The organism is Nocardiopsis suaedae (assembly GCF_027706745.1).
Lineage (GTDB): Bacteria > Actinomycetota > Actinomycetes > Streptosporangiales > Streptosporangiaceae > Nocardiopsis_A > Nocardiopsis_A suaedae.
This window is the reverse complement of record NZ_JAQFWP010000047.1, coordinates 40,460-54,939: the sequence shown is the minus strand read 5'-3', so window position 1 is coordinate 54,939 and position 14,480 is coordinate 40,460. Positions and strand designations below refer to the sequence as shown.

Here is a 14,480-nt window from a genome sequence, read left to right as displayed (position 1 = left end):
GGGGCGGTGTCGGGGGGACGGGGTGGGGAGGTGGGGGTCTGCACGCTTTCGTCGAGCCGGTGGTCAGGCAGCTTACAAGTCGTGAACGCAGTCTCGGAGCCCGGCACCGGCGGAGAAGGGGTCCGGAAGCGGCCACCCGCCTTTCGGCTCGGCCGACCGCCGCGCCCCGCTCCCGGCCGATCACCCAGATCAGCGGTAGGCTGCCGCGCGTGCCCGAGCCCGAGTTCCCCACGCGTTCCATTTCCACACGGTCGGCCGCTTGGCGCGACCGCACCACCGACCTCCTGCAGCGCTCACCCGCACGGGCCGGGAGGTGCCGGGTGCTCGCGCTGGAGGGGCGATCGGGTGCGGGCAAGACGGCGTTGGCGGAGGCGTTGGCGGCGCGGCTGCGGTGCCCGGTGGTGCACATGGACGACCTGTATCCCGGGTGGGAGGGGTTGGAGGCGGTCGCCCCGCTGGTGCGGGAGTGGGTGCTGGAGCCGCTGGTGGAGGGGCGCGACCCGCGGTGGCGCCGCTGGGATTGGGAGAACGGCGACTGGGCTCCCGACGACGCGGGCGGCTGGGACGGCGCCGAAGTGGCCGACACGCTGGTCATCGAGGGCTGCGGCTGCGGAGCCGAGGAGCTGCGCGAGTTCCTGTCACTGCTGGTGTGGGTGGAGGCGCCGGAAGAGGTACGCCACCAGAGGTTGAACGCGCGGTGGGACGCGGAGCTCTACGCACCGTGGCGCCCGGTGTGGGCGGCCCAGGAAGAGGCCTTCGCCACCCGTCACCAGCCCAGAAAGCACGCGGATCTGGTGCTGGACAACTCGGCCGAGTCCTGGGGTTAGACGCCGGGGCGGCTCCAGGACCGTCTCCGCCTATGCGGAGCGCACGCTTTCCCGAGCTGGGCTAATGCTGGACGTTATCGGAAAGCGACCGGATTCGCATCTCCTGCGGTCCTGAAGTGTCCTCAATCAACGACCACTGGTCGCCCTGGCCCCGAGTACCCCCATGAACACAACGGTGCTCCTGAGAGCCACGAACCGCAGCGCTCAGGAGCCGCCAGGAGTCACACGCCTCCGAGAGGGCGCGAAGGAACCCAGGCCGTCAGCCCTCGTCCTCCTGCATTTCCTCGTCGCCCATCTCCTCGTCCTGCATGCCGCCCTCTTCGCCCTCCATCTCCTCGTCCATGGAGCCGCCGCTCTCCTCGCCGTCCTCCATCCCTTCGCCTTCCATGCCCTCGTCCTCCATGGAGTCGCCTTCCTCCATGTCCTCGGACATCTCGTCGCCTTCCTGCGACTCTTCCTGGCCCGTGTTCTCCGCTCCATCGCCCGAGTTGTCACAGGCGGCGGCACCGGACAGCAGCACCACCGACGCGATGCCACCGGCGGCGACCAGGCGGCGCAGAAGGCTCAGGGGACGCTCGCTCATCGTTCTCTCCTTCTCTCGATTTCTCTCGATCACTCGGTATTCCGAAGCCGATCGGTCTGATCGCTCCATCGCACGGCGCCCCGCTTCCCAGGGCGCCCGGTCTCGTGCGGGCCGGTTCCGCTCTCCCCGCTACCCCACCGAGACCGAGATCGTGTGGTGCCCGGTCGCACCGTCGGGCGCCGGGGGCGCCTCGTCGGCGGTCTGCACCTCGCCGTCCCGGCCCATCGCGCGCACGCTCACCGTGTGCTCGCCGGGTTCGGCGTCCTCCCAGTCGAAGACCCACTGGCGCCAGGTGTCCTCGGTCGCCTCCTCCGCCAAGCGCGCGTCGCGCCACTCGCCGCCGTCGATGCGCACCTGCACCCCGTCGACGCCCACGTGCTGCGCCCAGGCCACCCCGGCGATGGTCACCCCCGCACCGCCCTCGCCGACGGACGCGCCGTCGCGCGGGGTGTCGATGCGCGACTGGAGTTTGATCGGCGCCTTGGCGGCCCACCCGCGCGGCACCCAGTAGGCGTCGAACGCGTCGAACGTGGTCAGCTCGATCTCGGTGATCCACTTGCACGCCGACACGTACCCGTACAGGCCGGGCACCACCATCCGCACCGGGAAGCCGTGCTCGGGCGCCAGCGGGCGCCCGTTCATGCCCAGGGCGAGCATGGCGTCGCGCCCGTCCATGACCGTCTCGACCGGGGTGCCGATGGTCATGCCGTCGTCGGACCGGGACACGAGCTGGTCGGCCGGCCCGCCCTCGGAGGGCGGCCGCACCCCGGCCTCGCGCAGGAGCTCGGCCAGCGGCACGCCGATCCAGCGCGCGTTGCCGATGTAGCCGCCGCCGACCTGGTTGGACACGCACGCCAGGGTGACGTCGCGCTCGACGATGTCGCCCCGCTCCAGCAACTGGGGGAACGTGTACTCGCGCTCCTCCACCCCGGCGCCGTGCACGCGCAGGCGCCAGGTCGTGGCGTCGACGCGCGGGACCGACAGGGCGGTGTCGATCCGGTAGAACTCCCCGGGCGGAGTGAAGAAGGACTCCAGGCCCTCGATCTCCAGGTCGGCCCCGTCGGGGACGGGCGGCGCCGGGGATGCGGGCTTGGGCAGGGCGAAGTCCCTGCTCTGCGCCGCGCTGCCCGCGCTCGTCCTGCTGTAGACCCCGGCCCCCGTGCCGACCGCCGCCGACGCGGCTGCGGCCGCGCCCGCGATGAGGACGAAGCGCCGACGGTCGAAGCCCCGGCGTTCCGCGGTCTCCTCGGGGGCCGGTGCCTGAGGGGCGTCCGGGGCGTCGCCGGCGGCGTTCATCAGCATCACCAGCGCCACATAGGCCACCACCCCGCCGACGAGCGCGGGCAGGATGTCCAGGGGTCCGGCGTCGGGCCGGGTGAAGGCGGCCACCGCACCGACCAGCGCCAGTACCCCGGCCCCCGCGCCCGCCGCCCACCGGCGGCCGCGCGCCGCGATGCCCAGCGCCGCCGCGAACACGGCCAGCACCACACCGATGCCCACCAGCAGCACGGCCTTGTCGGCGGTGCCGAAGGCCGCCACCGCGAACTCCTTCAGCGGCCGCGGGGCCAGGTCGATCGTCGCGGCGCCCACCGCCTGCACGGGCGAGGCCCTCGGGCCGAAGGGCACCGCGGCCGCCTCCGCCGCCGCCAGTCCCGCGCCGCCGGCCACCAGGCCGCACGCCGCCGCCGCCCACCGGGGAATCTGTTTCATCGCTTCCGACACACCCCTCCTTCGGAGCGGGGCCGCCGCGGGCGACCGCCCCGTCCGAAGTTCTCCGAAGTTTTTTCCCGCACCGGTCGGCGCGGCTTTCCACAGGTGCGGCGTCGCCTCCCCGCCGCCCGCTCCGAATGGCAGGATGACGGAGCCGAAGACGTGAGGGACGGGAGAGGTCGGGTGGACGAAGCGCTGCCGTCGCGGGCATCGGGCCGCACGGGCGCCGACGGGCTCGGCGAGCTGCTGGCCAGGGCCTCGCTGGGCGATATGGAGGCGTTCGAGGGGGTGTACCGGGAGCTGGCCGGTCCCGTGTTCGGGACCGCGGCACGGGTGCTGCTCGACCACGCCCAGGCCGAGGAGGTCGCGCAGGAGGTGTTCGTGGAGGTGTGGCGCCAGGCCGCGCGGTACGACGCCGCGGCCGGGGGCGTGCGGTCGTGGGTGCTGACCATCGCCCACCGGCGGGCGGTCGACCGGGTCCGCTCGGAGCAGGCGTCGGCCGACCGGACCTCGCGCGTGGGCCGGGCCGAGCCGCAGCAGACGCCGGCCGACGAGGTGCCCGAGGCGGTCGAGCACCGCTTGGAGCGCGAGCGGGTCCGGCGGTGCCTGGGGCGGCTGACCGGCCTGCAGCGCGAGGCGGTGCGGCTGACCTACTACGCCGGGTACACCCAGCGCCAGGCGGCCGCCGCGCTGAAGGTCCCGCTGACCACGGTCAAGGGCAGGCTCCGGGACGGGCTGATCCGGCTGCGCGACTGCTTGGGGGTGGAGGCGTGAGCCCGCGGGGGTACGACGTGCACGGCCTGACGGCGGCGTACGCGCTGGACGCGCTGGAGGGCGACGAGCGGGCCGAGGTCGAGGCGCACCTGGAGGAGTGCGAGGACTGCCGCCGCGACCTGCGGGACTTCCGGGAGACGGCGGCACGGCTGGGCACCGCGGAGGCGGTCGGCCCGCCGGAGGGCCTGTGGGGGAAGGTGAAGGCGGAGGCCGCGCGCACCCGCCAGCTCCCGCCGAAGGCCGCCGAGGCCGGTTCCGAAGCCGGGACCGGCGCCCGGTCCGGCGGCAGCGCCTCCGACGGCGACGGCCGCCCCTCCGACGGAGACGGCGACGGCGGTGGCCCCGGCGCGACCGTGATCCCGTTCCGGTCCCGGGTGGTGCGCGGCCTGCCGTGGGCCGTGGCGGCCGCCGCGGTCGCGGTCGCCGTCGCGCTGGGCGCGGTCACGGTCGACCAGGCGCGGCGCATGGACGACCTTCAGGCGCACACGGCCGAGGTGGAGGCGCTGCTGGCGGCGCCGGGCACCGAGAGGATGGACCGGCCCGTCTCCGAGAGCGAGGCCAACGCCACCGTGTTCGCCTCCGGGGACCACGACACGATGATGATCATGGTCAAGGGGCTGCCGCCCGCCCCCGAAGGCAAGGCCTACCAGCTCTGGTACGTCGATGGGGACGGCATGCGCTCGGCCGGGATGCTGGAGGAGGACGGCCAGGGCATGCTGACCGGCATGGTCAAGGGGATGTCCGGCGCGACCCAGCTCGGCATCACCATGGAGCCGGACACGGGCATGCCCGAGCCCAGCAAGGAGCCGATGAAGGTCGACGTATAGGCGAGGCGGGGCCCATCGGCCCCGGGCATGCGTCGGCGAGGGCGGCCCCATGGCCGCCCTCGCCGAAGCCGTTCGACGGGAACGAAGGGGTGTCCAGGCGCGTGTGCGCCGACGGGCGCCCCTCCCTCACTTCTGGCCGCTGAACGCCTTCTTCACCGCCATCGCGCCCAGGACCACCAGGCCGACGAAGAGCACCCACTTGAACAGGCCGAGCAGTATCCCGAAGAGCCAGCTCGCCGCGAAGAAGGCCAAGAAGATCACGAGCGCGATGAGAAAGATCCGTCCCATGCCTTCACGGTATGCGCCGGAACGGCCGCCGGTAACCCGTCCCAGGGGTCGTTGGGGGAACGTTCAGGGTCGCCCCTGAGGGCGACCGCCCGGCCTCGGGGCCCGCCTGAGGGGGCGTTCCGGGCCCAGCGAGCACGAGATCGGCGGATCGAGCATCCGGCGTGGCGAAGGACCCCGAGGCCGCCAAAGGTGAGACACGGGCGGGCCGCCCGGCCTGAAGTCACACCGCTCCAGGAGGCATGCCCCGCTCCCCTGAGAGCGGGCTCCCTCTCACAGGTGGCGCTTCCACCAGTCCAGGATCGCCTCGAACCTCGCCACGCGGTGGCTGGGCAGGCCGCTTCTCGACATCTCGTGGCCCTCGCCCGGGAAGAGCAGCATCTCCACCTCGGCCCGGCGCGCCCGCAGGGCCACGAACAGGCGCTGGGCCTGCTCGACCGGGCACCGCCAGTCCTCCTCCGAGTGGATGATCAGCATCGGGATACCGATCTTGTGCGCCCGCTCCAGGGGGCTCTGCTCGGCCCAGGTCGACGGGTCGCCGTACAGCTGCTCGGCGAACACCCACCCGATGTCGCTGCTGCCGTAGTGGCTGTCGATCGCGTTGACCGCGCGCTCGCTGATCGCCGCGCGGAACCGGTCGCCGTGCTCGGCCGCCATCCAGGTGGTCATGAACCCGCCGTGGGAGCCGCCCAGCACCCCCACCCGCCCGGGGTCCAGCCCGTCGCGCTTGAGCGCCTCGTCCAGCAGGGCCAGGAGGTCGGCGGCGCTCACCCGGCCCACGTCCCCGCGGATCGCCCTGCCGTGCGCCTCACCGTATCCGGAGGACCCGCGCGGGTTGCCCATGACGACCGCGTACCCCGCCTCGGCGTACACCTGCGCCTCGTCGAAGACCTGCCACCCGTACTGGGCGAACGGCCCTCCGTGGATCATCAGCAGCACGGGGTGCGGGCCGGGCCCCTCCGGGCGCAGCAGCCAGCCGTGCACGGGGTACCCGTCCGGGGCGGTGCCGTCGACCTCCTCCATCGGGATCCACTCGCGCGTGGTGGCGAACGAGGTGAGCCGCCGCTCCCCCTCCGCGCCGAGGGCCACCAGCTCCCCCGGGCTCGCCCCGTCGCCGACCGGCAGGACGGTCACCCCGCCCGCGCGCGCCGCGGTGCCCGCCTGACGGGGCCCGTCCATGAGGACGCGGGGCTCGCCCCCGTCGTAGGGCACGAGGAGCAGGTCCACGGCGCCGCGGTTCTCGTTGCAGAACAGGACGCCGTCCTCGACGGGGGTGACCTCGGTGCCGCGCGCCATGGTGAAGCGCTCCGCGTCCGTGAGGCGCACCGGGCCCGCCGAGGCGTCGGCGGGGACCGCCCACACCCCGGTGTTCTCGGTGGTGCACCCCCGCCGATCGGGGCCCGTGTCGGAGCCCGCGTAGACCACGGTGGCCCCGTCCGGCGAGAAGCGGGCATGGACGATGCCCTCGCTGGTGCGGGTCAGCTTGCGCACGCCCGACCCGTCGGGCGCGCACACCCACACGTCCTCGGCGTAGATGCGGTCGCGGTCGGCGTGCCGCGCGGTCACGAAGCACAGCAGGTCGCCGCGCGGGCTCCAGTCCAGGCCCCAGTGGTCGAACCCGCCGTCGGTCACCTGCACCGGTTCGGGCAGCGACCCGTCGTCACCGGGCTCGGCGGCCTCGACGGTGAAGACGTGGGCGGGCCGGTCCGCGGTGAACCCGTCGCCGTCGAAGCGGTACTCGAAGGTGGTGATGCGGCGCGGCGCCTCCTTGGCGGGCTCGCCCTCGTACCGCCCCTCGTCGGGGACGCGGGAGACGAAGGCGAGCCGCCGCGAGTCGGGGCTCCAGACCGGTGCGCCCGCCCCCTGCGGGAGGTCGGTGAGCCGCCAGGGCTCCCCGCCGTCGGCGGGCATGAGGTGCAGCTGCGGGCGCCCGCCGTCGGCGGCGCGCAGGAAGGCGATGTGGCGCCCGTCCGGGGAGTAGGCGGGGGCGCTGTCGCGCCCGCCGCGGGTGAGCCGCCGCTCGGGGGCCGAACCGTCGGTGGGGACGGCCCACAGCTCGCCCCGGTAGGAGTCGGTGTCGAGGTGGGGGCGGCTGGTGGCCGCCACGGCCGTGCGCCCGTCGGGGGACGGCGCGGGGGCTCCGAGGGTGTGGAAGCGCTCAAGGTCGACTGAACTCATCCGATGACCCTAGCGCCGCGCATGTGGCCCGCACCACGGGAATCCCGCGCGCCCCCGGCGGCCGGAAGCGGCCGCCGGGAACATCGGCCGACGCTAGTTCCAGCACAGGCAGAACGGGTGGCCCGCCGGGTCGGTGAAGACCCGGAAGCCGCCGCGTCCCACCGGGCGCAGCCCTTTCGCCTCCTCTTGCGCCGAGTCCCAGTCCAGCCGGGTCGCGCCCAGGGACAGGGCCAGCGCCTCGGACGCTTCGATGTCCTCCACCTCGATGTCCAGGTGCATCTGCATCGGCGAGGCCCCGTCGGGCCAGTCGGGCGGCCGGTGCCCCGGGGCGTGCTGGAAGCTCAGGCGCGTCGTGGAGGCGTCGCCGATGTCGACCCAGTCGCCGTCCGCTCTCGTGATCTCCAGTCCCAGCAGTTCGGAGTAGAAGCGCGCCAGCGCGTGCGGTTCGCGGGCCTCCAGCACGACCGTTTGCAAGCGGTTGCCCATGCTCTCCTCCTCACCGGATCTCCTCCATGGAGCATGCGGCACCGATGATGCCGCACGGGTACGACACGATCGATTGAATCCTCCCCCAGCTGAAGCAGGGGGATTCCTGGCTCAGGAAGCCCCGCAGGTCAGCGACCTGAAAGGTCTTACTCCCTCAACACCAGCCGGGTTGAAACCAGCCCGGGGTCCTGAAGCAGGATCGTTGGTGCGCTGTCCTGGTTCTCGACCAGCGCGTGTGCGGAGCTTGGTTCTCGCACCGCACGCCGGGCAGCCTACCCGGTTACCCGATCGTGTGGGCGCCCTTTCGCCCTGGGGGCGAAACCCCGTTCCTGCCCTGCTCCGCAGCGGTTCGATCCCTCCCCCGGCTGAAGCCGGGGCATCCTCGAAGGAGACCCGGTGACACCGCCGTCGCCGTCGGCTCCGCTTCTGCCATCACCGTCCGAGGCCCGCGACGGCGCTCAGCCGCCCCTCGTGTGCTCACCCCGCTGGACCCTCGCGACCAGGTCGCCGGTCAGCGTCCCGAAGCCGGTCGCGGCCCAGACGCTCTCCTCGGCGGGGACGTCGTAGTACGGCACGGTCCGGCCCTCGTGCTCCACCAGCAGGGGGTCCGGCCGCATCCGGGTGCGCACCGACTTGGCGCACGCCTTGCACAGGGGCACGCGCACCGTCCGGTCGGCGCCCATCGCCCGCCAGTCGGTGTCGGCGGTCGCCGTGCCGTGCAGCGGATTGGCGTAGCAGTGGCGGCGCTCCCGGCCCCGGCCCCCGGCTCCGGCGCGCGCCATCGCGTCCTCGGCCTTGTCCAGCAGGACGAGGACCCCTGCCAGGTCGGCGAGGCCCGCGTCGCCCTCGGGCGCCGAGTCCAGCACCGACCGGGCCGCCGCGTGCGCGTCCAGGGCCGTCGCCATCGCCGTGGCCGAGTCCTCCCCCGGGCCGGCCTCCTGGCCGCTGATCCGCTCGCCGACCTCGACGAGCTCGCGCTCGGCGCGCTCCTGCAGGACTTCGCGGCGGGCCCGGTCCACGTTGTCGAAGGCGGCGTGCCGCGGGGGCTCGGGCAGGCGCCGGGGGCGGTACAGCAGGTAGGCGCCGCCGCCCGCGGCCAGAAGCAGGACCGCGGCCCCCGCCGCCCACGGCCACACCCCGGGCCCACCGCCGCCGGACGGCGCCTCTGCGGAGCCCCCGTCGGCGGAGCCGTCCGACGTGTCCGCTCCCCCGCCGCCGGAGCCGGGAACGTCCGCGGCCTCCTTCTGCTCGTTGAAGACGGCCTCGGGGTCGTCCGCCAAGGCGAACTCCACCGCCTTCTCCGCCTGCTCGGCCATGGGCGCCGAGAAGTCGGTGGCGTAGGACGCCGCCAGCGCGGCGTGGAAGGCACGGCTCCCCTCGCCCTCGCCGGAGCCCGGCGGCGGGTAGTCGACGCCGTCGGGCCCGTCGTCGTCGATGACGAGGAAGTGCCCCGGCTCCCCCATGCGGTCGTGGACCGCGGCCGCCAGGGCCTGGGAGTCGCCGCCCCACTGGTCCCCTTCCACCAGCGGCACCACGACGACCTTCAGGGGGATGCCGCTCTCCTCGATGTCCGCCTCCAGCCCGCTGCGCACCTCCTGGGGCAGCGCGCTGTCGAAGGCCGGGTCCACGTAGACCGGGGACTCCTCCAGTCCGGCGGCGATGGTCTGGGCCGGGCTGGACTCCTGCACGGCGGCACCGGCGGCAGGGGCCGGTCCCAGCGCGGCCGCGCAGGCGGCGAGCAGGGCGGTCAGGGCGGCCCCGGTCTCAACGCGCACGGGCTTCCTCCTCCAGAGGATCGTCGGGAATGGGCTGGGCGCCGTATTCGCGGCGGACCCAGATGCGGTCGAGGGCCAGGTGCGGCACGCGCGCTCCGCCCGTGCCGGTGCGCACCCGCAGGGGGTACAGCCGGGAGCCGCTCCGGTCCAGGCAGTCCTGGCACATGGGGAGCGCGGCCTTCACCCCCTTGGGCTTCTTCTCGTCCCCCTGGCCCGTGCTCCGCCCCAGCGTGGAGCGGCCGAGTCCGGCCGAGGGCCCGTGGAGGGGGTTGACCATGCACACCTTCCGGTCCGCGGTGTCCGCGGTGGCCGGATCGAGCCTGAGGGCCGCGCGCCGGGCGAGGACGACCGCGGCGGCCAGGTCGAGTTCGTCGGCGCGCCCGTCGCGCAGCACCCGCAGGGCGATGTCGGCCTCGCGTGTGGCGTCGGCGACCTCGGGGCCGTCCGACGCGGCCTCCTCCAGGGCCTTCAGCGCGCGCTGGACTTCGCGGTGGGCCATCGGGCGCAGGCGCCTCCCGGGGGCAGCGGCCATGACCTGCACCCAGAACCGTCCGACGCGTCCGAGGTAGACGACGGCGAAGTACAGCAGGGCGCCGAGGACGGGCCCGACCACCAGCAGACCGGGGAAGAACCCCTCGGCGAAGAAGGCGGCGGTGCGGGACTCCTCGCTCTCCGCCTCCTCGTCCATCTGCAGCGACCGGAAGGCCCACGGCACGCTGTCCTCTGCCTCGGGGGCGAGTGCGGCCTCCTGCGCCGCATCGACGGCGGGCGCCAGGAGCTCGGCCACGGACGCCTCCGTCTGGGCCTCGTCCCCCGCCGCCTCTTGCACGCCCTCCGTCAAGTCCGACCGTGCGCTCGTCGGCAGCTCAACGCCGCGTGTGGCGAACCCGGGCCTGGACAGCCGGGGGTCGACGACCACGTACAGGCCGTCCTCGCCCACGGTGTGCGCCAAGGCGTGCGCGAGCACCTCAGTGTCGCCCCCGGACTCGTCGTGGCTGTCGGTGAGGACCGACGCCATGTACACCGGCACCGGGGCCCGGGCGGCCCGCTCCTGGAGACCGGCGAGGTCGCCGCGCTCACCGGGCCAGAGCGGGTCGACGGGGATGCTCCCGTCCTCCATCTCGGCGGCGACCCGGTCCACCCGGTCGGTCTCGGCGACGTACGGCGGCGCCGCCAGGGCCTCCTCCGGCGGTACCTCCTCGCGGGCCTGGGCCGGGTCCCCGGATCCGGTGCCGGACGCCTCCGGCGGCGTTTCCGAGGGCGGCTCCGGGTTCGTCGCGGCGTAGCCCGCCCCCGCTCCCAGCACGAGGACGGCCCCGGTCAGGTAGGCGACCGCGGTCAGGACGGGCCGTCCCTTGCCGCGGCGCCGAAAGGCCGCGACGCCGCCCGCGCCGAGGAGCGCCCCGGCCGCGGTCGCCGATACGAATCCCAGGTTGCCCAGGCCGACCGTGTCGTCCGGCCGCATCTCGTCCAGGAATTCCGAGAAAGCGGACTCCTCGTCGGAGTCCGAACCGTCCTCGACCGGATCCCCGGACTCTCCGTAGTCCTCCCGGACGTCCTCGGCCTTGCGCTCGATCTCCGGGTCGAGCAGGGCGTCGACGTAGTGCTCCGCGATCAGCGCCGGCGAGGAGTCGTAATCCAGGCCCGTGTCACCGAGCATGGCGGTGTCGGCATCGTCCATCGGCAGGCGCACGCCGGGGGTGGCCGCAGTGGAGGGTGTGGTCCTTCCGGCCTCCAGGTGGACGTACAGCCCTTCCTCACCGATGCGGTCCCGCAGGGCGGCGACGAGGTCGTCGCCGTCGAGCGCCCCCGGCACCGGCGGGGTGACGACGGCGTAGAAGGGGGTGTCGGTGCGGGAGAACTCCGCGCGCACCTGCTCGGCGAGCGCATCGGTGTCGTAGGCGCCCGCGAGCAGGTCGCTGACCACGACCGCCTCCCCTGCGGGTTCTTCCTCCAGTAGCCCGGCCAGGTAGGCCGCGGGGCTGGGCGGGTCGGCGGGCTCGGCCGCGGCCGCGGCGGGCGCCGCGAGGGCGGCGGCCGCGGCGAGGAGGCACGCCGCCAGGGATCTCAGCGGCCCGGAACGGCGTCGGGGGAGGTCACGCATGGGGAAGAGGGTATCGGTGGTGCGGATCGCCCGGTTCACGAGGTCTCGGCCCCGCACACCGCCGAAAAGGCCGCCGCCGTCCAGGAGACGGCGGCGGCCTTCACCTCTGGTGCGGTGCGGACTACTTCGCGATGAGCTGGCGCAGCACGAACTGCAGGATGCCGCCGTTGCGGTAGTAGTCGGCCTCCCCGGGGGTGTCGATGCGCACCACGGCGTCGAACTCGACACCGGTGTCGGTGGTCACCTTCACCGTGGCCGGGATGCGGCCCTCGTTGAGCTCGGTGACGCCGGAGATGGAGAAGCTCTCCTCACCGGTCAGGCCCAGCGAGTCGGCGGACTGGCCCTCGGGGAACTGCAGCGGCAGCACGCCCATGCCGATCAGGTTGGAGCGGTGGATGCGCTCGAACGACTCGGCGATGACCGACTGCACGCCCAGCAGGCGGGTGCCCTTGGCGGCCCAGTCCCGGGACGACCCCGAGCCGTACTCCTTGCCGCCCAGCACCACCAGCGGGGTGCCCTGCGCCGCGTAGTTCTGCGCGGCGTCGTAGATGAACGTCACCGGCGCGTCGGCGGCGTTCTCGGCCTGGGTGAAGTCGCGGGTGTAGCCGCCCTCGGTGCCCGGCGCGATCTGGTTGCGCAGGCGGATGTTGGCGAACGTGCCGCGGATCATCACCTCGTGGTTGCCGCGGCGCGACCCGTAGGAGTTGAAGTCCTTGCGCTCGACCCCGTTGGCCTCCAGGTACTGCGCGGCCGGGGTGCCCGGCTTGATGGCGCCGGCCGGGGAGATGTGGTCGGTGGTGACCGAGTCGCCCAGCTTGGCCAGCACGCGCGCGCCGGAGATGTCGCCGACCGGCTCCGGCACGGTGCCCATGCCCTCGAAGTACGGGGGCTTGCGCACGTAGGTGGAGGCGTCCTCCCACTCGAAGGTGCTGCCGGTCGGGGTGGGCAGGGAGCGCCACCGGTCGTCGCCGGCGAACACGTCGGAGTAGGCCGAGGTGTACATGTCCGAGGCGATCGCCGAGTCGATGACCTCCTGGATCTCCTCGGGCGAGGGCCAGATCTCGCTGAGGTACACCGGCTTGCCCCCGCTGTCGGTGCCCAGCGGCTCGGTGGTGATGTCCACGTCCATGGACCCGGCCAGGGCGTAGGCCACCACCAGCGGCGGGGAGGCCAGGTAGTTCATCTTGACGTCGGGGTTGATGCGGCCCTCGAAGTTGCGGTTGCCCGAGAGCACCGAGGTGACCGCCAGGTCCCCGTCCTGCACCGCCTTGGAGATCTCCTCCGGCAGCGGGCCGGAGTTGCCGATGCAGGTGGTGCAGCCGTAGCCGACCAGGTTGAACCCGAGCTTGTCGAGGTAGGGCGTCAGGCCCGAGCGCTCGAAGTAGTCGGTGACGACCTTGGAGCCGGGCGCCAGCGACGTCTTGACCCAGGGCTTGCGGTTCAGGCCGCGCTCCACCGCCTTCTTGGCCAGCAGGGCGGCGCCCAGCATGACCGAGGGGTTGGAGGTGTTGGTGCAGGAGGTGATCGCGGCGATCACCACGGCGCCGTGGTCGACCTCGGTCTCGGTGCCGTCGGCCATGGTGACCTTGACCGGGCGGTGCGGGCGGCCGTTGGCGGCCTGCGCCGGGGCGTCGGAGGCCGGGAAGGACTCCTCGCCCGCCTCGTCGGTGGCGTCCTGGACGAAGTTCTGCACGTCGCGGCGCCAGGTGGGCTTGGCCTTCGACAGCGAGATGCGGTCCTGCGGGCGCTTGGGGCCGGCGATGGACGGCACGACGTCGCCCAGGTCCAGCTCCAGGTACTCGGAGAACTCCGGCTCGTGCGCCGGGTCCAGCCACAGCCCCTGCTCCTTGGCGTAGGCCTCGACCAGCGCGGTCTGGGCCTCGGGGCGGCCGGTGAGCCGCATGTAGCGGATGGTCTCGGCGTCGATGGGGAAGATCGCCGCGGTGGAGCCGAACTCCGGGCTCATGTTGCCGATGGTGGCGCGGTTGGCCAGCGGCACCGAGGCCACGCCCTCGCCGTAGAACTCGACGAACTTGCCGACCACCCCGTGCTCGCGGAGCATCTCGGTGATGGTGAGCACCAGGTCGGTGGCGGTGGTGCCGGGGTTGAGGCGCCCGGTGAGCTTGAAGCCGACCACGCGCGGGATGAGCATGGAGATCGGCTGGCCGAGCATGGCGGCCTCGGCCTCGATGCCGCCGACGCCCCACCCCAGGATGCCCAGGCCGTTCTGCATCGTGGTGTGGGAGTCGGTGCCCACGCAGGTGTCCGGGTAGGCCTGGCCGTTGCGGTTCATCGTGACGCGGGCCAGGTGCTCGATGTTGGCCTGGTGCACGATGCCGGTGCCGGGCGGGACGACCTTGAACTCGTCGAAGGCGGTCTGGCCCCAGCGCAGGAACTTGTAGCGCTCGCCGTTGCGCTGGTACTCGATCTCGACGTTGCGCTCGAAGGCGTCGGGACGCCCGAACAGGTCGACGACGACGGAGTGGTCGATCACCAGCTCGGCCGGGGCCAGCGGGTTGATCTTGTCGGTGTCGCCGCCCATCTCCTTGACGGCCTCGCGCATGGTGGCCAGGTCGACGACGCAGGGCACGCCGGTGAAGTCCTGCATGATCACCCGCGCGGGGGTGAACTGGATCTCCTGGCTCGGCTTGGCCTTGGGGTCCCACTCGCCGAGCGCGCGGATGTGCTCGGCCGTGACGTTGGCCCCGTCCTCGGTGCGCAGGAGGTTCTCCAGGAGAACCTTCAGGCTGTAGGGGAGCCGCCCGGAGCCCTTGACGGCGTCCAGACGGAAGATCTCGTACGACTCGCCGCCGACACTGAGCGTGTCACGGCTGCCGAAGCTGTTCGCGGACACGGATTCTGCCTCCTGATCTCGCCACTTTCTCCCGCCCATCCTCCCGCACGGGAGGGCCGGGAGATCACTGAGGCCGC

11 protein-coding genes are annotated in these 14,480 nt (G+C 73.3%); 3 read left to right on the top strand and 8 right to left on the bottom strand.

Annotated elements, in window-relative coordinates:
• Positions 1-209 precede the first annotated feature (209 nt).
• Complete coding sequence (locus tag O4U47_RS21720; RefSeq protein ID WP_270679769.1) at positions 210-827, top strand: AAA family ATPase; 618 nt, start codon at positions 210-212, stop codon at positions 825-827.
• 259 nt (positions 828-1,086) lie between these two features.
• Here the strand turns inward: O4U47_RS21720 and O4U47_RS21715 are convergent, their stop codons facing one another.
• Entirely contained in the window at positions 1,087-1,410 is a 324-nt protein-coding gene (locus O4U47_RS21715) for a hypothetical protein (protein ID WP_270679768.1), read from the bottom strand.
• Between the two features lie 129 nt (positions 1,411-1,539).
• Positions 1,540-3,120: a molybdopterin-dependent oxidoreductase gene (locus tag O4U47_RS21710; RefSeq protein ID WP_270679767.1), complete on the bottom strand. Its 1,581-nt coding sequence runs from the start codon at positions 3,118-3,120 to the stop codon at positions 1,540-1,542.
• 183 nt (positions 3,121-3,303) lie between these two features.
• Between O4U47_RS21710 and sigK the strand changes: the two genes are divergently transcribed.
• The gene (gene sigK / locus O4U47_RS21705) at positions 3,304-3,894 is read left to right on the top strand and encodes an ECF RNA polymerase sigma factor SigK (protein WP_270679766.1); all 591 of its coding nucleotides are present in this window, start codon (positions 3,304-3,306) and stop codon (positions 3,892-3,894) included.
• Positions 3,891-4,721, top strand: coding sequence for an anti-sigma factor (locus O4U47_RS21700; protein WP_270679765.1), 831 nt, complete (start codon positions 3,891-3,893; stop codon positions 4,719-4,721). The genes sigK and O4U47_RS21700 overlap by 4 nt, the downstream gene beginning before the upstream one ends.
• Positions 4,722-4,847: 126 nt before the next feature.
• Here the strand turns inward: O4U47_RS21700 and O4U47_RS21695 are convergent, their stop codons facing one another.
• The 6 genes from O4U47_RS21695 to acnA form a co-directional block, all read right to left on the bottom strand.
• Positions 4,848-5,009, bottom strand: coding sequence for a hypothetical protein (locus tag O4U47_RS21695; RefSeq protein ID WP_270679764.1), 162 nt, complete (start codon positions 5,007-5,009; stop codon positions 4,848-4,850).
• 270 nt (positions 5,010-5,279) lie between these two features.
• Positions 5,280-7,184: a S9 family peptidase gene (locus tag O4U47_RS21690; RefSeq protein WP_270679763.1), complete on the bottom strand. Its 1,905-nt coding sequence runs from the start codon at positions 7,182-7,184 to the stop codon at positions 5,280-5,282.
• A 93-nt stretch (positions 7,185-7,277) separates the two neighbouring features.
• The gene (locus tag O4U47_RS21685; protein WP_270679762.1) at positions 7,278-7,670 is read right to left on the bottom strand and encodes a VOC family protein; all 393 of its coding nucleotides are present in this window, start codon (positions 7,668-7,670) and stop codon (positions 7,278-7,280) included.
• A 458-nt stretch (positions 7,671-8,128) separates the two neighbouring features.
• Positions 8,129-9,445, bottom strand: coding sequence for a hypothetical protein (locus O4U47_RS21680; protein ID WP_270679761.1), 1,317 nt, complete (start codon positions 9,443-9,445; stop codon positions 8,129-8,131).
• Positions 9,435-11,549: a hypothetical protein gene (locus O4U47_RS21675; protein WP_270679760.1), complete on the bottom strand. Its 2,115-nt coding sequence runs from the start codon at positions 11,547-11,549 to the stop codon at positions 9,435-9,437. Before O4U47_RS21675 ends, O4U47_RS21680 begins: the two co-directional genes overlap by 11 nt.
• Before the next feature lie 121 nt (positions 11,550-11,670).
• On the bottom strand, positions 11,671-14,403 hold the full coding sequence (gene acnA, locus O4U47_RS21670; RefSeq protein ID WP_270679759.1) for an aconitate hydratase AcnA: 2,733 nt from the start codon (positions 14,401-14,403) through the stop codon (positions 11,671-11,673).
• Between the last annotated feature and the right edge of the window lie 77 nt (positions 14,404-14,480).

Coding starts and splice junctions, on each gene's coding strand:
- O4U47_RS21710 (WP_270679767.1), bottom strand. CDS start 3,120: ATGAAACAGATTCCCCGGTGGGCGGCGGCGGCGTGCGGCCTGGTGGCC.
- O4U47_RS21675 (WP_270679760.1), bottom strand. CDS start 11,549: ATGCGTGACCTCCCCCGACGCCGTTCCGGGCCGCTGAGATCCCTGGCG.
- O4U47_RS21715 (WP_270679768.1), bottom strand. CDS start 1,410: ATGAGCGAGCGTCCCCTGAGCCTTCTGCGCCGCCTGGTCGCCGCCGGT.
- O4U47_RS21685 (WP_270679762.1), bottom strand. CDS start 7,670: ATGGGCAACCGCTTGCAAACGGTCGTGCTGGAGGCCCGCGAACCGCAC.
- O4U47_RS21695 (WP_270679764.1), bottom strand. CDS start 5,009: ATGGGACGGATCTTTCTCATCGCGCTCGTGATCTTCTTGGCCTTCTTC.
- O4U47_RS21690 (WP_270679763.1), bottom strand. CDS start 7,184: ATGAGTTCAGTCGACCTTGAGCGCTTCCACACCCTCGGAGCCCCCGCG.